General features: G+C 71.7%; 17 protein-coding genes. 3 read left to right on the top strand and 14 right to left on the bottom strand.

Going from position 1 to position 20,358, the window contains the following annotated elements; genetic code table 11:
- Positions 1–3 precede the first annotated feature (3 nt).
- The 3 genes from OG370_RS27205 to OG370_RS27195 all read right to left on the bottom strand — a co-directional run bounded on the left by OG370_RS27205 (position 4) and on the right by OG370_RS27195 (position 2,434).
- The gene (locus OG370_RS27205) at positions 4–414 is read right to left on the bottom strand and encodes a YidH family protein (RefSeq protein ID WP_328468705.1); all 411 of its coding nucleotides are present in this window, start codon (positions 412–414) and stop codon (positions 4–6) included.
- 49 nt (positions 415–463) lie between these two features.
- On the bottom strand, positions 464–1,144 hold the full coding sequence (locus OG370_RS27200; protein ID WP_328468703.1) for a GAP family protein: 681 nt from the start codon (positions 1,142–1,144) through the stop codon (positions 464–466).
- A gap of 114 nt (positions 1,145–1,258) precedes the next feature.
- Positions 1,259–2,434, bottom strand: coding sequence for a hypothetical protein (locus tag OG370_RS27195; RefSeq protein ID WP_328468701.1), 1,176 nt, complete (start codon positions 2,432–2,434; stop codon positions 1,259–1,261).
- A gap of 331 nt (positions 2,435–2,765) precedes the next feature.
- Here OG370_RS27195 and OG370_RS27190 point away from each other — a divergent pair, with 331 nt between their 5' ends.
- Complete coding sequence (locus OG370_RS27190) at positions 2,766–4,547, top strand: alkyl/aryl-sulfatase (RefSeq protein WP_443060898.1); 1,782 nt, start codon at positions 2,766–2,768, stop codon at positions 4,545–4,547.
- Between the two features lie 135 nt (positions 4,548–4,682).
- Here the strand turns inward: OG370_RS27190 and OG370_RS27185 are convergent, their stop codons facing one another.
- The 7 genes from OG370_RS27185 to OG370_RS27155 form a co-directional block, all read right to left on the bottom strand.
- A complete protein-coding gene (locus OG370_RS27185; RefSeq protein WP_328468697.1) occupies positions 4,683–6,929 on the bottom strand; it encodes a glycoside hydrolase family 31 protein in 2,247 nt (748 codons plus the stop codon).
- A complete protein-coding gene (locus tag OG370_RS27180; RefSeq protein ID WP_328468695.1) occupies positions 6,926–8,044 on the bottom strand; it encodes a glycoside hydrolase family 15 protein in 1,119 nt (372 codons plus the stop codon). Before OG370_RS27180 ends, OG370_RS27185 begins: the two co-directional genes overlap by 4 nt.
- A 59-nt stretch (positions 8,045–8,103) precedes the next feature.
- Entirely contained in the window at positions 8,104–9,411 is a 1,308-nt protein-coding gene (locus OG370_RS27175) for an ABC transporter substrate-binding protein (protein ID WP_328468693.1), read from the bottom strand.
- A gap of 10 nt (positions 9,412–9,421) precedes the next feature.
- Positions 9,422–10,306 (bottom strand): carbohydrate ABC transporter permease, encoded by an 885-nt coding sequence (locus tag OG370_RS27170; protein ID WP_328468691.1) that lies wholly within the window; start codon positions 10,304–10,306, stop codon positions 9,422–9,424.
- Positions 10,303–11,184 carry a carbohydrate ABC transporter permease gene (locus tag OG370_RS27165; protein ID WP_328468689.1) on the bottom strand — a complete coding sequence of 294 codons (882 nt, stop codon included), beginning with the start codon at positions 11,182–11,184 and terminating at the stop codon, positions 10,303–10,305. Before OG370_RS27165 ends, OG370_RS27170 begins: the two co-directional genes overlap by 4 nt.
- Entirely contained in the window at positions 11,181–12,392 is a 1,212-nt protein-coding gene (locus OG370_RS27160) for an ROK family transcriptional regulator (RefSeq protein ID WP_328468687.1), read from the bottom strand. Before OG370_RS27160 ends, OG370_RS27165 begins: the two co-directional genes overlap by 4 nt.
- A gap of 474 nt (positions 12,393–12,866) precedes the next feature.
- Positions 12,867–13,751: a LysR family transcriptional regulator gene (locus OG370_RS27155; protein ID WP_328468685.1), complete on the bottom strand. Its 885-nt coding sequence runs from the start codon at positions 13,749–13,751 to the stop codon at positions 12,867–12,869.
- A 171-nt stretch (positions 13,752–13,922) separates the two neighbouring features.
- Here OG370_RS27155 and OG370_RS27150 point away from each other — a divergent pair, with 171 nt between their 5' ends.
- Together OG370_RS27150 and OG370_RS27145 are read left to right on the top strand one after the other, a co-directional pair.
- Positions 13,923–14,819, top strand: coding sequence for an oxidoreductase (locus OG370_RS27150; RefSeq protein WP_328468682.1), 897 nt, complete (start codon positions 13,923–13,925; stop codon positions 14,817–14,819).
- A gap of 326 nt (positions 14,820–15,145) precedes the next feature.
- The gene (locus OG370_RS27145; RefSeq protein ID WP_328468680.1) at positions 15,146–16,480 is read left to right on the top strand and encodes an MFS transporter; all 1,335 of its coding nucleotides are present in this window, start codon (positions 15,146–15,148) and stop codon (positions 16,478–16,480) included.
- A 315-nt stretch (positions 16,481–16,795) separates the two neighbouring features.
- Here the strand turns inward: OG370_RS27145 and OG370_RS27140 are convergent, their stop codons facing one another.
- The 4 genes from OG370_RS27140 to OG370_RS27125 all read right to left on the bottom strand — a co-directional run bounded on the left by OG370_RS27140 (position 16,796) and on the right by OG370_RS27125 (position 20,305).
- A complete protein-coding gene (locus tag OG370_RS27140) occupies positions 16,796–17,737 on the bottom strand; it encodes a LysR family transcriptional regulator (RefSeq protein WP_328468678.1) in 942 nt (313 codons plus the stop codon).
- Positions 17,738–18,044: 307 nt separating this feature from the next.
- Positions 18,045–18,710: a type 1 glutamine amidotransferase domain-containing protein gene (locus OG370_RS27135; protein ID WP_328468676.1), complete on the bottom strand. Its 666-nt coding sequence runs from the start codon at positions 18,708–18,710 to the stop codon at positions 18,045–18,047.
- 26 nt (positions 18,711–18,736) lie between these two features.
- On the bottom strand, positions 18,737–19,468 hold the full coding sequence (locus OG370_RS27130) for an HAD family hydrolase (RefSeq protein ID WP_328468674.1): 732 nt from the start codon (positions 19,466–19,468) through the stop codon (positions 18,737–18,739).
- A gap of 291 nt (positions 19,469–19,759) precedes the next feature.
- On the bottom strand, positions 19,760–20,305 hold the full coding sequence (locus OG370_RS27125) for a DJ-1/PfpI family protein (protein ID WP_328468672.1): 546 nt from the start codon (positions 20,303–20,305) through the stop codon (positions 19,760–19,762).
- Positions 20,306–20,358 lie beyond the last annotated feature (53 nt).

Below are 20,358 nucleotides of genomic sequence, written 5' to 3'. Positions count from 1 at the left end.
TCCTCACGACGCGATGACGATGACCGCGACGACGAAACCGGCGAGCACCAGCAGGGCCGCGGTGAGCACGGGCGGGCTCACGAGGCGGCCCAGGGGCAGCCGGTGGCGCATCCGGGCCTGGCGGACGCGCCACTGGACGTATCCGGTGACCGTGACGCCGCCCGACAGAGCGACGAGGTAAGCGCCCAGCGCCAGCCGCAGGCCGCGCGGGGTGATGACGGTGAGCTTGACGACGGCGAACGAGGCGGCCAGCAACGCCAGCGCGGTACGCGACCAGGCCAGCAGGGTGCGCTCGTTGGCCAGGGTGGCCCGGTAGTCGGGTTCCTCGCCCCGCTCCCACCACGCGCCCTCCGCGGTCGACCGGTGGGCGTCGTCGCGTCCGGACCCGGTGGCCGGGTCGTCGTCCCCGGCCATCAGCGGCCGCTCTCGCGTGCCGGGACCGCCGCGGCAGCGCTGCTCGCGCTCACCGGGTCAGACCGCTGATCGCGTCGCCGACGTACTTGGCGCCCAGGACGACCAGCACCGTCGTCATGATCGCCGCGTTGTGCCGGGCCATCCAGGTGCGCCACTCCCCCAGTACGGCCTCGGACCGGCTGCCGCCCAGCAGGTACGTGCCCAGCGGCAGCAGGGTGCACAGCGACGCGACGAGCACCATCAGGACGGCGGCGACGGTCTTGCCGCCCGTGCTCGCGCCGGAGGCGGCGATGGAGACGGCGCCCCCGATCGCGAGGACCAGGTTCTTCGGGTTGGCCACCGCGAGCGCCGCGGCCAGACCGGCGGACTTGGCGGGCGAGAAACCGTCGATCGCCCGCATCCACCCGGGCGGCGCCGCCTCCTGCCCCTCGCGCGGACGCCGGCGCCACTGCCCGGCGCCCAGCACCAGGAACACCAGCCCGAGCGCGAGTTTGAGCCAGTACGTCCAGCGCCCCGGCCCACCGTCGCCATGGGAGGCGTCCCCGCCCGAGCCGACCAGCACCACCACCGTGACCAGCACGGCGAGCGCCACGATCCATCCGGCGGTGAACGCCATGCCGTTGGCGCGTCCCTTCGGCGTGGCCAGCATGAGGATCACCGCGATCAGCGGCAACGGACTGATGGCGATCCCCACGGCGGACGCCAGCATCTGCCCGATCGCGTCACCCACGGCACCACACCCTCCGGTCACAGGAATGCTCCTCACGCTCCGCGAGCCCACCGGATGCCGCGACCCGGTGGACCCACGTGGGTGAGCGGCCCGGCGCAGAGCCGGGCAGGACGCCTACGCGCCCGCGTGCCGCCCGTAGCCACCGCCGCCGGGGTGGTGCGGCTTCGGCGTCGTACTGGGCGGGCACGACTCGGAACCGGTCGGCGTGGGCGTGGGTGTGGGGGTGCCCGTGTCGGTCGGGGTGGGGGTGGGAGTGGGCGTACCGGTGCCGGTCGGCGTCGGGGTAGGCGTCGGCGTACCCGTATCCGTCGGGGTAGGCGTGGGCGTACCGGTGTCGGTCGGCGTCGGAGTGGGCGTCGGCGTACCCGTATCCGTCGGGGTGACCGTCGGCGTACCCGTATCGGTCGGCGTCGGAGTGGGCGTCGGCGTACCCGTATCCGTCGGGGTGACCGTCGGCGTACCCGTATCGGTCGGGGTCACCGTCGGCGTACCCGTGTCCGTCGGCGTGGGGGCCTCGCAGGTCACGGCGACGTGGCCGAGTTCCAGGCGGGTGACCGGACCGTCGTAGGCGACGGCCCCGTCCGTGTCGCGGAACGTGCCGGTGATCGTGATGTCCAGGCCGGCGCGCGCGGAGGACACCGGCTGGTAGGCCCCGCCGGACGGGTCCTCGAACCGGTCGTAGACCACGGTGAGCGTGGCGCTGCTGACGCTGTCGACGCCGAGTTCGGCGCCGGTGACGTCCAGTTGCGTGGTGCCCGGGGGCACCCCGTGGCCGAGGACGTCGATCTCGTCGGAGTCCGTGTGGGCGTAGGCGAGGGCGAGCGGGCCGACCGGCGCGGGGAGGCACTCCGTGTAGGAGTCGAGGGACCCCACGCTGAGGAAGTCGGGACGGGTCAGGGCCAGGGTGAAGCCGGACGCCTGTGCCTGCGCGTAGTTCTTCTCCGGCTCCGCGTCGGTCAGCGCGACCCCGTTCCCGTGGACGGTGAGGTGTTGCAACACGCCGGACGGGTCGGAGAAGTCGCCCTCGTCGAGCCCCGCGTCCGGGGCAGAGCCCGCCGTGCCGAACACGCCGTGGAACGCGGTCAGCCCGGCCACGGGCACGTCGGAGACGGTCAGGTCGGCCAGGGTGCTGGTCGCCACGTCGCCCTCGGCCGCCGAAGCGCCGGGACTGACAGCGGCGAAGCACACGCCGGCGAGGGCGGCGGCGGTGGTGACGCCCAGCACGGCCCGGGCGGCCGCCCGGCGACGGTAGGTGCCGCTTCCGCGGCGCGGGGGGAGAGTCATCGGCATGCCCACATGAGACCGTGCCGCCCCGCGGCGGGTGTGGGACGTTCCGCCGAACAGGTGTGTCGCCACCCGCTCGGGCCCGTACGCGTGCGTCCTCACCGGTTACCCCGGATGGAGCACGTGCGGTCGATGGCGGTGGCCGCCGGGCGGAGGGTGGAGACGTTCGTGCCGATCGTGCGGCCGTCACCGTCGCCCGCCAGCAAGGGAGTCCGCGTTGTCCGAGCACACCGAGCCCAAGCCCGCGCAGCCGACCATCGCCGCCGCCAACCAGCAGGTCACGGCACGACTGCCCTTCGACGACACGCGGGACCTGGAGAACGCCAAGCGCGGCTTCATGGGCACGGCGCGGGACAACCTGATCGCCGACGGCACCGGACGCACCGTGTGGGACCTGACCGCGTACGGCTTCCTGGACGGGGACTGCCCGGACACCGTGAACCCGAGCCTGTGGCGGCAGGGCCGGCTCTGCGCCGACCACGGCCTGTTCGAGGTGACCGAGGGCATCTACCAGATCCGCGGTTTCGACCTGTCCAACATGACGCTGGTCGAGGGCGAGCGCGGCATCCTCGTCATCGACCCGCTGCTGACCGAGGAGACCGCCGCCGCGGGCCTGGCCCTGTACCGGGAGCACCGCGGGGACCGCCCCGTCACCGGCGTGCTGTACACCCACAGCCACGTCGACCACTTCGGCGGGGTGCGCGGAGTCGTCACCGACCAGGACATCGCCGGCGGCGTACCGATCTTCGCCCCGCTGGGCTTTCTGGAGCACGCGGTCAGCGAGAACGTCTACGCCGGCACCGCCATGTCCCGCCGCTCCGCCTACATGTACGGCGCCGCCCTGCCCAAGGGCGCTCGCGGCCAGATCAGCGCGGGACTGGGCCAGACCACGTCGACCGGTGCGGTCACCCTGATCCCGCCGACGCACGACATCACCCGCACCGGGCAGACCGAGACCGTGGACGGCATCCGGATGGTCTTCCAGCTCACCCCGGGCACCGAGGCGCCGGCCGAGCTGAACATCCACTTCCCGGACCGTTCCGCCCTGTGCATGGCCGAGAACGCCACCCACAACCTGCACAACCTGCTGACCCTGCGCGGTGCCGAGGTCCGCGACCCGCACGTCTGGGCGGCCTACCTCACCGAGGCGGTCGCGCTGTTCGCGGGCTCCTCGGACGTCGCCTTCGCCTCCCACCACTGGCCGGTGTGGGGGCGGGAGGAGCTGACGCGTTTCCTGTCCGAGCAGCGTGACCTGTACGCGTACCTGCACGACCAGACGCTGCGCATGCTCAACCAGGGCCTGACCGGCCTGGAGATCGCCGAGGCGATGCGGATGCCGCCCGCCCTGGAACGCGCCTGGCACACGCACGGCTACTACGGCTCCGTCAGCCACAACACCAAGGCGATCTACCAGCGTTACCTGGGCTGGTTCGACGGCAACCCGGCCCACCTGTGGGAGCACCCCCCGGTCGAGGCGGCCCGCCGGTACGTGGAGTTCATGGGCGGCGCCGACGAGGTCGTGCGCCGGGCGCGGGAGTCCTTCGCCGACGGCGACTTCCGCTGGGTGGCCCAGGTGGTCAACCACGTGCTGTTCGCCGACCCCGGCCACGCCGGCGCCCGCGAGTTGCAGGCGGACGCGCTGGAGCAGCTCGGCTACGGCAGCGAGAACGGAACCTGGCGCAACTTCTACCTGATGGGCGCGCTGGAACTGCGGGACGGCTCGGTCGGCACCCCCATCGCGACCGCCTCACCCGACATGTTGGCCGCGCTGACCCTCGACCAGCTCTTCGACTCCCTCGCGATCCGCGTGGACGGCCCGCGCAGCTGGGACGCGGACATCGCCGTGCGCTGGAACATCAAGGGCCAGGACCCCGTCACCCTGCATCTGCGCAACGGCGTCCTCACCCACACCACCGGCACCGGGCCCGCCGCGGCCGACCCGCAGGTCGAGGTCACCCTCACCGAAGCGGACCTGCGCGCCCTGCTCGCCGGCGCCACGGCCCCCGCGGACCTCGCCGCCCAGGACGGCGTGAAGGTCACCGGCCACGCCGGCAAGCTGCCCGAACTCCTGAGCCACCTCTCCGCCCCCGACCCCGGCTTCGCCATCGTCACCCCCTGACGCCGCAGTTCCTCGAAGCCGGAAGCACGACACCGGGCCCGCTCCCTTTCAGTGCGGGCCCGGCGTCATGTGCAGTGCCGGCCGGCTACTCCTTCGCGGCCACGTCCTTGTCGTTGCCCCACGATCACGAGGCGGTCAGGCCGGCTCGGTGAAGAGGGGGCCGAGGTCCGGCCAGCGGGCGGCGGTGGCGAAGACCGGGATGGTGCCCAACGGCGCGTGCCGCTCGATGACTTCGCCGCCGGTGAGGGGCTCGCCGGTCCACACGTCGACCCAGTCGCCGGCCGGCAGGTAGACGCTGCGACCGGTGGCACCGGGCTCGGTGACCGGGGCGACCAGCAGTGCGGACCCGAGGAGGAACTGGTCCTGGTGGTCCCAGACGGCCGGGTCGTCGACATGGTCGAAGAACAGTCCCCGCATCAACGGCTTGTTCTCGGCGAGCCCCGCCTCCGTCTCCGCGACGAGGTAGGGGACCAGGCGCTCGCGCAGCTTGGCGTAGCGGCGGAAGACCTCCAGTACCCGAGGATCGCCGGAGCGTTCGGCGATGTTCCACGGGGTGCGGTCACGCAGCGGCAGGCGGTGGTGGTTGAACTCGGAGTGGTACTGCATGATCGGGACGAACGTGGAGAACTCCGTTGCCCGCAGATAGAGTTCGGCGTCCGGCACGTCACCGGAGAAGCCGGCCAGGTCCCAGCCCCAGTAGAGGATGCCGCACGCGGAGGCGGTGATTCCGGCGTTGACCGAGTGCCGGTAGGCGGCCCAGGTGGAGTCCTCGTCGCCGGCCCAGAAGGCGCCGGCGGTCTGCGAACCGGTGAAGCCGGCGCGGCTGAAGGTGACCGGCGCCTTGCCGCACTCCTTCAGCAACTCCCCATAGGCGCGGGGGTATTCGACCGGGTAGCGGTTGTTGCCTGCGTCGCCCGCCGTGCCGTCGGCGTAGTGCAGGTCGGCGCCCCAGGCGTGCTCGCCGCCGTCCGTCTTGAAGCCGTCGACGCCGATCTCGTCGACCAGGTACCGGCGCTTGGACAGCCACCACGCGCGAGCCTTCGGATCGGTCAGATCCGGCATCAGGGCGAGGGGGAACCACCATCCGCGGTTGCGGTAGGGGCGCGCGCCGTTCTCCTCCAGGACGCCGTAGCCGTTCTCGATCATCGCGCGCGCGTCGGCGGCGGCCTGGCCGGCCGGGTGCGGGCGCATCTTCATCAGCGGGATCTGCCAGAGCAGCACGCTGACGCCGCGCGCGTGGAGCTCGTCGACCATGCCCTTGGGGTCCGGCCAGGCGCCCTTCGCGGGGAAGGTGAAGTCGGCCAGCCGGTGCGGCGAACCGTCCTCGTGCACGTCGTAGCGGGCGTCACGGAAGGCGGTGAAGGTGGACTCGTCGCTCCACGCCTCGATGACCAGGGCCCGCACCGGGATGTCCAGTTCGCGGTGGGTGTCCATCTCGGCCATCACCCGGGCCTGCGTGTTCCACTCGTTGCCGCTGGCCCACAGGCCGAACACCCAGTCCGGGAGCCGTTCCGGGCGGCCGGTCTCGTCGAGGAAGGCGCCGAGGACCTGGTCGGCGCGGCCGGCGTAGCCGGCGGTGTCGAGCACGCCGTCCGGGCCCACTTCGGCCTCGATCCACAGCCGGTCGTGTTCCGCGGCGCCGACGTCGTACCAGGTGCGGCGTGAGGTGCGGACGTGGAAGCCCCACCCGTCGCCGCCGACGACCATGGCGAAGGGCATCGGCAGGTAGCTGCGGCTGGTGAATCCCTGGCCCTTGTACTGCTCGAAGACCTGCGCGTCCAGGGAGCGGCCGCGCTGGTCGACCGCGTTGTAGCGCTCGCCGAAGCCCACCACGTGCTCGGCGGGCGCCAGCCGCAGCGCGAAGCGGACCCGCAGCGGGGTGCCGTCGCCCGCGGTCAGCGTGCGGGTGCTGCCCTCGACCAGGCGGCTCGCGGCGGCCCCGGTGACGGTGAGCCCGGTGGCGCCCTCGTGCCAGGCGGCGGGGCTGACAGTATACCAACTCGTCGTGTACGTACGGCCGTCCGCGTGCGTGGCGACGAACCGGTAGCGCGCGGACGCGCCCTCGGCCAGCGGCTCGGGGCGGGCCACCCACCGTTTGCGGTCCTGGCGCGCGGCGCCGGAGGCGGCCGCGGCGAGGTGGCTGTCGCTGTCGCCGCCGGAGTCGCCGACCGGCGCGGCGCCCTGCTCCTCGCCGCTCTCCACGGCGGCGGTCAGCAGCAGGGCCCGGTCCGCCGTCAGCCATTCGCAGACCACGGCGGTGACCTGCGGGCCGGTGGAGGCCCGCACCTCGAACCCCTGTCCGGCCAGTGGGGTGGCGGGGACACGCTGGTCGTCGGTGGGCTGGTAGGGGTGGCCAGAGCCGTGCGGGCGGTGGCGGATCACGGGGTGACTCCCAGTTCGTCGGCGAGGATCAGATACATGGCGTGGGACCAGAGCAGCGGGGTGGCGTTGGGCCCCCAGCGCTCCTCCCATTCGGGCAGCCGGCGCGGCGCCTGGAGCCTTACCCCGGGGGCCTGTTCGGGCAGCAGGTGCTCGGCGGTGGCCTGGGCCGCGATCCAGTCCAGCTCGCGCAGGGCGTCGTCCCTGCGGCCTGTGCGCGCGTAGTGCCAGCCGAGGAAGCCGGCGAGCACCGGCCACTGGCCGCCGCCGTAGAAGGTGTCGCCCAGGTAGCGGTAGACGCCGCCGTCGGGTTGGGCGATGTCGAGTTCCACGGCGTGCACGGTGGCGCGGGCGACGGGGCCGTCGAGCGGGACGTTGCCGAACGGGGTGAGGCACGCCAGCAGGCTGCCGTCGACCTGCTTGCTGCCCAGCCACTTGGCCAGGTGGCCGTCGAACAGGCCGCGTTCCTCGATCATCGCGTCGATGGCGTCGACGGTGTCGGCGCACACGTCGTCCAGCCCGACCGAGGCCGCCATCCCCGACGCGCGCACCGCGTGCAGGCCGCCGCGGATCGCGCCCAGGGTGGCCCCGTGCACCTGGTCGGCGTACTCCTCCCACCAGTCGTAGCAGGGCGTCGCCCAACTGGCGGCCAGGTAGCCGATGGTGAGCCGGACCGCGTCGCGGTACGGCGCGTGATCCCCTTCGTGCCGGGCGAGATGCTCGGTCAGTGCCCACAACCACGTTCCATAGCCGTCGAGTTGGAAATCCCACCAGCCCACTTCGCCGGTGTCCCCGCCTTCGAGGGTGTAGCGCGTCGGCAGGCGGTCGCCCTCGGTCGGCTGCTCGCCGCGGCGCGCCGCGGCGATGAGCTTCTCGATGCGCGCGGACCGGTCGGTGAGGACCTTCGCGCTCCAGCGGTGGAAGGCGTCCGCGCTGCCGGCCGCCCCCGCCCGGGAGGCCGCCTCGGCGACGAACGAGCCGTCGCGCAGCCAGGAGTAGCGGTACACCTCGTACTCCGGGCAGGCCGGGTAGGCGCCGGAGGAGTGCTGGTTGCCGGTGATCACCTCGATGCTGCGGCGCAGCAGAGCGGAATGGTCGGGGGCGTGCGGGTCGGGCACGGGGTCTCTCCTGGAGTACGGGTGGTACGGGCGGTACGGAGGTGCGGGCGGTACGGGGCTCAGTCGTCGTGCGACAGCAGTGGCTGGACCTGGCGGGCTGCCGTGGCGAGGGCCTTCTCGACGGTCGCCGAACCGGTCGTGACGGCCTGGAGTTCGTTGGTGACGATGTCCGCGATCTGCGCCTGGTGGACCAGTTGGGGGGAGGGCGCCACGTGCTTCAGCGCCTCGAAGACGGCGGCGCGGTTGGTCGGCGGCGTCTGCGCGAGGTAGCTCTTGCGCAGGCTCGCGCCCGTCGCCGGGGACAGCTCCCAGGAGGTGTCGATGCGCAGCTTGGCGACTTCCTGGGAGGTCGTCAGATAGCGCATCCACTGCCAGGCGGCGTCGGCGTTCTTCGACTGGCTCGACATCGCGAGGGAGTTCTGGAAGACCGACTCGGCCGGGGTGGCGGTGCTCGCCGCGGGTTCCTGGACGACGTCCCAGCTCAGGCCGTGAACGGCGGCGAGGTTGGGGAAGAACCAGGAGCCGCTGTGCCAGATGCCGAGCTTCCCCTCCTCGAAGAGCCTGGTGTCGTAGTCGGTGCTGCCGCCCATCTGCGCCTGGGTGGGCATGGTGCTGCCGACCTTGCCGGTCAACCACCGTGCGGCGGCGATGCCTTGCGGGCTGTCGAAGGCGACCCGTGTGCCGTCCTCGGACAGGAAGCTGCCGCCGTTCTGCGCCAGGGCCTTGGTGAACTCCAGGTAGGTGGTGTTCTGGTAGTCGCCGAACACGCCGTGGCCGAGGGCGGCGATCTTCCGTGCGGCCCGCTGCTCGTCCTGCCAGGTCCAGTGCGCGGTGGGATAGGCCACGCCCGCCGCGTCGAAGAGCTTCTTGTTGTAGAAGAGGAGTTCGGTGGAGAAGCTGGACGGCAGGCCGTACTGCCGGCCGTCGTAGCGGAAGCCGGCCAGCGAGGACGCGGAGAAGTGGCCGGCCACCGCGTCGGCGCGGACGCGGGAGTCGAGGTCGGCGAGGGCTCCGGAGTCCGCGAAGGAGGCGAACTCGTCCTGGTTGAGCTCGAAGACGTCCGGGGCGGTGCCACCGGCCGCACTCGTCTGCAACTGGGTGAAGTACTGGTCGAACGGCGCGCTCTGGACCTGGACGTCGATGCCCGGATGGGACCGCTCGAAGGACGTCGCCAGCCGCGCCAGGTCCTTGAGGTGGTCGGGCGCGGCGGTGAACGTCATGTAGTGCACGATCCGCCGGCCGTCCCCGGTCGTGGTACGGGTCACCGAACCGTGCGCGCAGCCGGCCACCAGGGCGACGACCGCGGTCAGGAGCGCGGCCGGGCGCAGCAGCCGGCGTACGGCCCGGCGCGGGGCGGGAATACTCATCGGGGCCTGCCTACTTCAGTCCGGTGGTGGCGATCGAACGCACCACGTGTTTCTGCGCGACCAGGTAGATCAGCAGCATCGGGATCACGCTGACCACCGAGCCCGCCATCACCACGTTCCAGTGGGTGGTGAACTGGCCCTGTAGCGCGGACAGCCCGAGCGGCAGGGTGTAGAGCTCCGGGGAGCGGGTGACCACCAGCGGCCAGAGGAAGTTGTTCCAGGAGGCCATGAACCCGAACACGGTGAAGGTCGCCAGCGCGGGGCGCACCAGCGGCAGCACCACCGTCCACAGGATGCGCAGATGGCCAGCGCCGTCCACCAGCGCGGCCTCCTCCAGCTCACGGGGGACGGAGAGCATCGCCTGGCGGATCAGGAAGGTGCCGAAGGCGGAGGCCAGGCCGGGCAGCAGAATCCCGGCGTAGGTGTCGATCAGGCCCAACTGCTTCATCTCCACGAACAGCGGGACCAGCAGCACCTGCTGCGGGATCATCATGGTCGCCAGGTAGATCATGAACAGGGCGTCGCGACCGCGGAAGTGGAAGCGCGCGAACGCGTACCCGGCCAGCGTGCTGGTCGCGAGCTGGACGGCGGTGGAGACCACCGAGATCCACAGCGAGTTGCCCAGGATGCGCCAGAACGGCATGGCCGAGGTCAGCGTGCCGAAGTTGCCGCCGGTCAGATGGCGGAGCGAAGGCGCGGACCCGAGGGAACCGTCCGGCTGGAACGCGGTGAGCACCATCCAGGCGAACGGGAAGAGCATGCACAGCGCGCCCACGACCAGAACGGCGCTCACCCCGATCCGGGCAGCGCCGGAGCGGCGACGTGCACCGCGGGACGCGCTCGGCTCGGGTTCCACCAGATCGTGCGGGCGCACCCGGGGGGTCGTCGCGGTCACTGGGCGTCCACCACCTTTCGCTGCAGCCGGCTCTGGGCCAGCGAGACGAGCAGGATGACGACGAACAGCACCCAGCTCAGGGCGCTGGCATAGCCGATCCGCCCGTAGCGGAAGGAGTCGTCGTACACCGCGGAGACCACGGTCGTGGTGGCGCCGGCGGGTCCGCCGCCGGTCATCACGAAGACCTGGTCGAACACCTGGAAGCCGTTGATCACGGAGATCATCACCACGAACAGCGTCGACGGCGCCAGCAGCGGGAAGGTGACGTACCGGAACCGGTGCCAGGAGCCGGCGCCGTCGATCATCGCCGCCTCGTAGACGGCCTGCGGGATCGCCTGGAGCCCGGCCAGCAGGATCACCATCACGAAGCCCAGGTCCTTCCAGGCCGAGGCCAGGACGACCGAGGCCATCGCCCAGTCCGGGTCGGTCCACCAGCCGGGGCCGTGGATGCCGAACCAGCCGAGCACCGTGTTGAAGGCGCCGGACTCCGGGTTGAGAATCCACTTCCAGACCAGGGCCACCACGACCCAACTGGTCACCACGGGAAGGAAGTAGATCCCGCGCAGCAGGTTGCGGCCGCGCATCGCCCGGTTCAGGCCCAGCGCGATGAGCAGCCCGCCGACGTAGACCAGGGGCAGATACCCGACGACGTAGAGGAGGGTGTGGCGGAACGCCTTCCAGGTGGCCGGGTCGCTCAGCACGTCCCGGTAGTTCGCCAGCCCCGTCCAGCGCATCGGCTTGAGCAGGTTCCAGTCGTGGAAGCTGATCCACAGCGAGCCGAACATCGGGCCCAGCACGAACGCCAGGATGAGCACGAGGCTCGGAGCCAGCAGCAGCGCCAGCAGGGCCGCCTTGCGGGGACCGCGCAGGGTGTTCATGACGCCCCGCCGCCGACCATGCCCATCCGGGCTCGGACCGCTTCCGCGGGTCCCTCGCCGGGGGCGTCGCCGCCGAACGGCGCGGACAGCACGACGGCGGCGGCGCCGCGCGCCCACGCCTGGTCGTTCCAGTCGTCGGTGATCACGGTCAGCCCGTTCGTGGGGCGGAAGAGGTGGCCGCGCAGGGCCGGCTCGAATCCGTCCCGCAGGTACGGCCAGAACGCCGCGCCCTCCCCGGTGACGACGACCGCGCCCGGGTCCAGCACGTTGGCGACGCCCGCGAGGGTGCGCCCGAGCAGCCGGCCGGCCGCGCGCAGCAGTTCCAGCGCCGCGCTCTCCCCCGCCTCGGCCAGGGCCATCAGCGACTCCGGCCGGTCGCCGGGTTGGAGCAGGCCGTGCTCGACGGCGGTACGCAGCAGTCCCGCGAAGCCGAGGTACGCCTCCAGGCAACCGCGGTTGCCGCACTGGCACAGCCGCCCGTTGTCAGTCACCGGAACGTGCCCGATCTCACCCGCGGCACCGGTGGTGCCGCGGCGCACCGCGCCCCGCTCGACCACGGCGAGACCGACGCCGTGACCCAGGGTGAGCACCAGGAAGTCGTCCCGGCCCCGCCCGTGCCCGTACAGGAGTTGGGCGGCGCCCACGGTGTTCACGTCGTTGTCCACCAGGACCGGCAGCCCCAGCGCCCGTGACAGCGTCCGGCCCAGCGGCACCGCATGCCAGCCGAGGGTCGGCGAGTCGACGATCCCGGCCGGATCGACCCGGCCGGGGACGCCCACTCCCACGCCCAGCAGCCGTGGCTTCTCCGCGGGCTGCGTCAGCTCGGGCCCCAGAAGGGCGATGAGCCGATCGGCGGCGTCGTCGTCGACCGCGTCGAAGGGGTGGGTGAGGGCACCGCTGACCGTGCCGTCCAGGGTGACGTGCACCAGGGTGACGTGGTCGGGGGCGACCTTGATTCCCACGGCGCGCCCCGCGTCGGCCACCACGGCGAGCCGTATGGCCGGCCGGCCGCCGACCGAGGGCACCGAGCCCGCCTCGGCGATCAGGCCCTCCAGGAGCAGGCGTTTGGTGATCTGGGTGACCGTGGCCTGGCTGAGGTCGAGCCGGCGGGCGATCTCCACGCGGCTCAGCGGCCCGCTCCGCCCCAGCAGCGCCAGCACCGCCGTGCGTGACAGACCACGAGGCGAGGTGGGGACGGTGGTGGACACGCTTCCCAACCCCCTTCCGTTGGCGACTAGTAGTAACTTCGGCAAGTAAATTTAGTCGCAAATTTAAGTCGGGGCGGCGGCGCTGTCAATCCCCGGGTGGATGCGGGCGGGGTGGATCAGGGCAGGTCGGGGCTGTGGGTGTGCACGGGGTGGGGGTGCGGGATCGCTCGGAGCGGGGGTGCGGACGGGGCCGGCGGGGACGCCGGAGCGCGCGGAGCGTGACGCGCGGGTGCGCGCGGAGCGGGGGTACGGGTGCGCGCGGAGCGGGGGTGCGGGTGCGCGCGGAGCGGGGGCCGGGTCCAGGCCGGACGGGCGCGGGTCCGGCCTGGACAGGTGCGGCCGGCGACGACCCTGCGTCGATCTCCCGCGCGGCCGATGCCACGCGCCGTCCACGGCCGTCAGAACGGGAGGCGCCACCCGCCGATCAGGGCCCCGACCAGGTATTTCCTTATTGGCGGCGTGCGTTGACGCCTTCTACAGAGCGGCGGCGAGTTCGCGTACCACCTCGGCGAAGCCCCGTACGAGGGGGCTGTTCGAGCCCTTGCACCAGGCCAGCGCGACCCTCAGGGGCTCGACGTCGGTGAGCGGGACCCAGGACAGGTCGGGGCGGGCGTAGTACAGGGCCATGTTCGCCGGGGCGAAGCAGACCGCGGTGCCCTCGGCGACCTGCTCCAGCATCTCCTCGACGTTGTCGTTCTTCGGTCCCCATCGCGGTGCGGAGCCGTCCGGTCTGGGGTTCACCGCCCACCAGTCGACCCACTCGCGCGGCGCCCGCTCCGTCCACAGCAGCGGCTCGTCCTTGACCTCCAGGATGCCGATGCCCGCACGTCCCGCCAGCGGGTGCCCGGCGGGCAGGCCGACGACCCGGGGTTCGGTGTGGACCACCTCGGTGTGCAGGTCGGTGAGGTCGGTGGGCAGCCAGACGAAGGCGACGTCCACCCGGCCGTCGCGCAGGGCGGCCGCCTCCTGGCCCCAGTCGAAGCGCTTCGGCTCCACCCGGACGTCCGGATTGCGGCGGGCGAACTCGGCCCGGGCCCGGGTGGTCAACTCGCCTGCGCCGCTTGCCTCGAAGCCGACCCGAAGCACCGCCTTCTCCTGGCAGCGGTGGCGTTCCGCCACGGCGAGGACACGGTCCGCCTGGCGCAGGGTCCGGCGTGCCTCGGTCACCACGTCGCGCCCGGCAGGGGTCTGGGTCACGCCGCCGGAGTGCCGCTCGAAGAGGAGAACGCCGAGTTCTGCCTCCAGCTTCCGCAGCGCGGACGACAGGGCCGGCTGGCTCACGTACAGCCGCGCCGCGGCCCGGCCGAGGTTCCCCTCCTCGGCGATCGCCACGAGGTAGTTCAACTGCCGTAGCTCCATGGGCGAGAGCATAACCAGCGGCGATAAACGCTCCTTATGGATCGTGTCGATCTCTGTCTTGGACGGCGGGGCCGGGCGGGGGCCGTAATGGAGACACACGCCGGGACACCGCCTCGGCCGTGTTCGCCGGCCGGCACCCGGCCGGCTTCCGGAACCACCCTGGAGATCCCGATGAGCGACAACGCCCGCACCGCTGCTGCCCCCGCCGCTGACACCGGCACCCGCTCCGCGACCGGCAAGGTCTGGCTGATCACCGGCGCCAACTCCGGTTTCGGGCAGGCGATCACGCGGGTGGCCCTCGCCGCCGGTGACACCGTGGTGGCAGCCGTCCGCCGCCCCGAATCCCTCGACGAACTCGCCACCGCGCACCCCGGCCGCGTCGTCCCCGTCGCCCTCGACGTCACCGACCCGGCCCGCATCACCGCCGTCGTCGCCGAAGTGATCCTCTGGTACGGGCGGATCGACGTACTGGTCAACAACGCCGGCCGCGGACAGATCGGCGCCGTCGAGGAGACCACCGACCGCGAACTCCGCGACCTGATGGCCCTGCACTTCTTCGGCCCCGCCGCGCTCACCCGCGCCGTACTCCCGCACATGCGCCGGCAGGGCTCGGGCGCCGTCGTGCAGATGAGCAGCATGGGCGGCCGGTTCTCCTTCCCCGGCGTCGGCGCCTACTCGGCCACCAAGTTCGCTCTGGAGGGGCTGTCCGAGGCGCTGGCCCTGGAAGTCGCCCCGCACGGGATCAAGGTGCTCATCGTGGAGCCGGGGGCGTTCCGGACCGGGTTCGCCGGCGGCGGTGCGCTGCAGCAGTCGGCGCCCCTGGACGCGTACGCGGAGACCGTCGGCCCGGTCCGCGCCGGGCTCCCGGACAGCGACGGCAAGCAGCCCGGGGACCCCGAGAAGGCCGCCGCGGCGATCCTGACCGCGTTGGCCGCCGAGCAGACCCCGCTGCGACTGGCCCTCGGCAACGACGCCACCGACGCCATCGCCGCCCAGCTGAAGGCCGCCGGCGAGGAGGCGGCGGCCTGGGAGGCGGTCAGCCGGGGCACCGACTTCGACGGGGAGTGAGGGGCGGCGGCAGCCCGGGCAGCTCGGCCTCCGCACCGGCGCCCGCACCCGCACCCGCACCCGCACACCGCAATGCGCAACACACCGAGCACCGGAAAGACCTGGAAGGAAGATCCATGAACCGCAACGGTGACGTGCGTGACGAGGGGACGGCGCTCCCCGGTGAAGGGACCGAAGCGACAGGTGACTTCCACCGACTCGCCTCGCCGCCCGCGCACTTGGGAGGGACCGCTGCGAGCAGGCAGCCTGCGGCCGACCTGAGGGGTAGTGCCTCGTCCGGCCCCGCGGCAGCCGGCAACCGGCCGGGGCCGGCTCTCCGGTCCACGGTGCTGGTTGCCTGCCTGGCCTTCTTCGTCATCACGCTGGACACCACCGTGGTCAACGTCGCCCTGCCGAGCATCGGGCAGCAGTGGGACGGCCAGGTATCCGCACTGCAGTGGGTGGTCACCGCGTACACCCTGCTCTTCGCGGCCCTGCTCCTGTCGGCCGGTGCCATCTCCGACCGTATCGGCGCGAGCCGCGCCTTCACGATCGGGCTGTCCGTCTTCACCCTGATGTCCGCGCTGTGCGGGCTGGCACCCAACCTCACTGTGCTCATCGCCGCGCGGGCGATTCAGGGCGCCGGAGCCGCTGTGATGATGCCGGCCTCGCTCGCCCTGGTGCGCCAGGCGTACGACTCCCCGGCCCAGCGCGCTCGCGGAATCGCCCTGTGGACCGCGGGTGGCGGTGTGGCGGTCGCGGCCGGTCCGGTTGTCGGCGGCGCGCTCACCACCGGGCTCGGCTGGCGGTGGATCTTCTTCGTCAACCTGCCGGTCGGCATCTTCGCACTCGTCGGCATGCTCCGGGCGCCCCGCTCCCCTCGCGGACGCTCCCCGATGGACCCGGCCGGCCAGGTCACCGCCGTCATCGCCCTGGCGGCCCTGGTGTTCGCCGTCATCACCGGAGGGTCGGGCGGGTGGACGAGCCCGACGACGATCGGCGGCTTCGTGCTCGCCGTACTCGCCGGCACCGCGTTCCTCCTGGTCGAGTCCCGGCAGAGTGATCCCGCCGTGCCGCTGACGTTGTTCCGCATCCCCTCGGTGGCTGTCTGCACCAGCGCGGGTCTGGCCCTGAACTTCGGCTACTACGGCCTGGTCTTCGTCTTCACGATCTTCTTCCAGGAGCACCGCGGAGCCTCGGCGCTCACCGCGGGGCTGATGTTCATCCCGATGACGGCCTTCACCACCCTGGTCAACCTGCTCGCCGGCAAGCTGACCAACCGGTACGGGCCGCGCCTCCCGCTGATCCTCGGTCAGGTCATCCAGACAGTCGGCATCCTGGGCCTGCTCCTCGTCCGTCAGGACACCCCGACCCCCGTGCTGCTGGCCCTGCTGGTGCCGCTCGGCATCGGCGGCGGACTCGCGATCCCGCCGCTGACATCGGTGATGCTGGAGTCGGTGCCGCACGAGCGGGCCGGCCTCGCATCCGGAGTACTCAGCGCCGCCCGGCAGTTCGGCGGCGCGATCGGAGTCGCCCTGCTCGGTGCGCTGATCGCCGACTCCACCCACTTCATGACGGGGATGCGGATCAGCCTGGGTGTCGGGGCCGCCGTGCTGGTGGTCACCACCCTCGGCGTGGCCCTCTTCCTGCCCGCCAACTCTCCAGCCTCGCGGCTCCCGTAGCCCCCCACCCGACACAATGCGCCGACCTACGGCACGGCCCCGGCCTGACCAGCCGGGGCCAGCCATGTGCAAGTCAGAGACGCCCTGGAGCGCGATTCCTGTCTCATCCTCCGAGGGCGAAGTCACGGCAGCCGGCATCCGCCTCGGCCGGCCTGGGCCACGGACGAGTCGTCGCCGGGCGCTGCCCGGCGCCCTGGACCCGACGGGCCCCGACTCCGCGGCCGACAGGGGACATCCGTCGAGGGGCCCCACCACGAGGGGGCCCGTCGACGTCAGGCCCGGGAGGAGCCGGCCGAGGCCCCGGAGCGGGGCGCGCTACGTCCGGTTCGACATCCGCCCGGGGGCCGGCGGTTCCGGGTTCAGCTCCCAGTTCCGGGCCGCGGCCACCAGGTGGTCGTGGAGCCGGGCCAGGCGCAGATCGGCGAGGGCTCCGTGCCGTGTGGCGAGGTGGTACGTGTTGAGCGGGGGGATGTCCGGCTCCCAGAGCGGTACCAGCAGGCCCGCCGCCATTTCGTCGGCGCACAGATACGTGGGGATGACCGAGATGCCCGCGGACGAGCAGACCGCCGCGATGACGGCACGGAGGTCGGGGACGACCGCCGACGGCACCCGCGGCGGCGGTGCGTCGAAGACGCTGCGCCAGTAGTGGTCGATGATGGGGAACGTCTCGCCGTAGGCGATGATCGGCAACTTCTCCAGCGCTCGCGGCCCGTCGACCGCCAGGGCGCCGGAGGGGATGGTCTCGGCGACCTGGGGCGATGCCAGCAGGGCGAGTTCCTCGTCGATGAGCGCCACCGAGTCCACCCCGCGCATCCGCGGCTGGACGGTGGAGACGACCATGTCCATGTGGCCGGTCCTGAGGTCTTCGAGGAGGTCGGGCGCTTCCCGGAAGCTGATCCGGATGTCCAGGCCGGACGCGATGAGTTCGCTGATCGAGGCCATGAGCCTCGCGGTCACCAGTTCGGCGGGGCCGCCGAGGCGTACCGGTCTGCTGCTGGGGCTGGTGTCGAAGTGCCGGCAGATGGCCGCGTTGAGGTTGGCCATGGGGGCCTGCACCTCGTAGGCCAGGGCCGTTCCCTCGGAGGTGGGTACGGCGCCCTGCGGGGTGCGGTCGAAAAGCGGTTTGCCGAACTTGCTTTCCAGTCCCCGGATATGCTGCGTCACGGCCGGCTGGGTGATTCCGAGCTTCTGTGCCGCCTTTGTGAAGGAGCCGGTATGGTAAACAGCGATAAACGTCTGCAGCCAACCCAGTTGCACGTGTCCGACCCCTCTGCGACGGAATGACCAATCATGCTGATGCGTGCAATGTCCACGGCGACATGCATGTGTTTCACCTTCGTTCTGAGTGCTATTCGATAAAAGCAATTATTCTGGGCGGTATCAATCGTTATCAGAGATCCTGATGACGTGGTTCGGAGGGCTTCAGGAGGCTCGGTCGCGGAGCCGCGGGGGCGGAACCGGAGCCGGGAAGCGGGCGCGGAAATGACACCGGCAGGCGGGACCCGCGCGCCCCGGCCGTCACGACGGGGCGCAGGTCTCCGCCTGCCGGTGGGTTCGGATGCGGTCAGGCGCCGAACTGCTCGATGATCAGCTCAGCCACCTTGGCCGCGCTGGCCGGGTTCTGCCCGGTGACGAGCCGACCGTCGGCGACGGCGTGCTCGGCGAAGTTGTCCGTCTTGGTGAACTTCGCGCCCTTGTCGACCAGGGCCGATTCCAGCGCGAACGGAACGACACCGGTCAGGCCGACGGCCTCCTCCTCCTCGTTGGTGAACGCCGAGACCTGCTTGCCCTCCACCAGGTGGGAGCCGTCCGAGAGGGTGAGGTTGACCAGGCCGGCCGGCCCGTGGCAGACGGCGCCGACGATCCCGCCGTGCTCGTAGATCTCCGCGGCGAGCCGGGTGAGGACGGTCGCGTGGGGGAAGTCCCACATGGTGCCGTGGCCGCCGGCGAAGTAGACGGCCTGGTAGTCGCGGGCGCTGAGCGCGTCGGCCGACGGAGTGTCGGACAGGGCGTCGCCGTTGGCCTCCAGGAACTCCGCGGTCACGGTGTCACCGGGCTTGATCCCGTCGCGTGGCGGCTTCCCGCCGGCGACGGAGACGAAGGCGATGTCCCAGCCGGCGTCCTGGAAGACCCGGGCCGGGTGGGCGACCTCGGGCACGTAGAAGCCGGTGTTGCGACCGGTGTCGCCCAGCTGGCCGTGCGAGGTGAGTGCGAACAGTACCTTGGGCATGGCGAATGTCCTTCTGGTTACGGGGATCAGGCGGTCAGGGTGGTCAGTTCGGGCAGGTACACGCGGCGCTGCCTGCGGCTGATGGCCTGCTCGACGTGGTCGGGCGTGTGGTAGCCCCACCAGGCCCACAGGCTGGTGGCGCCGGTGTCGCGGACGGCCAGGGCGTTGGTGATGTGGTCGTCGATGAACGTCACGGCGGAGGACGGGAGTCCGTCGCTGAGGGCGATCTCCCGTACGGCCGCGCGTTTGTCGGAGCACTCGCCGACGACCTGCACCACGGTGTTCTCCAACTGGTGGTGGGCCAGGATCTCCCACACGCTCGCCGCGTCCTTGGCCGTCACGATCGAGGTGCCCCTGCCCTGGTGACGGCGCAGCAGTCGGTCCACGCCGGGGTAGACGGTGTGCATGTCCAGCCAGGCGTCCTTCTGCCGCGCGCGAAGCGCGGAGCGGACCGCGGTCGCGCCCCTGACGAGTCCGGCCGACTTCGTGGGCGGAATACCCGTCAGCAGGCGATCGTAGTCCTCGACCCCGCGGATGCTCTCGGCGGCGGTCTCACGGGCGGCCATGAAGTCGCCGAGGAGGCGGGCGTAGCCGCGCACAGTGCGGAAGCGGGCCAGGAACCCGGCCGGCAGCGCGGCGACCAGTTCGTCGATCGGCTTGTCCGCCACGGTGTCGGGGTCGTGGTCGGCGTAGTACGTCACGAGGGCGCACTCGGTGAACGCGTCGGCGATGACGCCGTCGAAGTCGAGTATCAGCACGGTGTCTCCTAGTACTGCAACGGTGTTTGCCGTGACGGGCGGGCAGGTCGGGTGTCGGGGATTTCCTGCGGGGTGTTGCTGAGGTCGGGTCGTGGGCTGGTGAGTTGGATGCGGTGCATGGGCGGTTCGTGCACCGGTTCAACCGGTCGGAGCCGCGGGAGTCGGCGCTGGCGTGTTTCCTGCCCACCCGTCACGGCAAGCACCGACGCAGTACTAGGGGGTGCACGGGGGCGGGCGCCGGACCGGGGTGGGAGACGCCCGTCCCCGTGCGAGGCGACGGTGGCCCGAGACTCAGGCCACCGCCACCTGGTTCTTGGCGACGGTCTCGAAGACCAGTTGCATGAACTTGCCCACGTAGGCGTAGTACGAGCAGGTGATGATGTGGCCGTCCACGATCACGTCGGAGTCGACGACGTCCGCGCCGGCGTTGATCACGTCGTCGCGCAGCCCGATGTAGGCGCAGGCCCTGCGCCCCTTGAGGACACCGGCGGAGACCATGATCCACGGGCCGTGGCACAGACCGGCGACGACCTTCTGCCGGGCGTCCATGGTGCGCAGGAACTCCAGCACGTGCGCGTCCTGGCGGACACGGTCCGGGGCTTCGTGGCCGCCGGTGAGGATCACCGCGTCGTAGGTGTCCGCGTCGAGCTGGTCAAAGGAGACCAGCGGCTTGGCGGTCTTGTCCATCGGCAGCGGTATCCCGTACTTGCCGACCACGTGGGCGCCGTTCTTGGTGGCCACGTCCACCGTCCAGCCCTCCTCGATGAGCCGGTAGTAGGTGTAGACGACGTCGTGGTCCTGGAAGCCGGGACCGGTGATGATGACGGCACTGGGCATGATCGGTGTCCTTCTCTCTGGGTCGGGTCTGCGGGCCAGGTCTCTGCGGCAGG

The organism is Streptomyces sp. NBC_00448, from assembly GCF_036014115.1.
Lineage (GTDB): Bacteria > Actinomycetota > Actinomycetes > Streptomycetales > Streptomycetaceae > Actinacidiphila.
Note: the sequence above shows the minus strand (reverse complement) of the source record. Positions and strands in the feature narration are given on the sequence as shown.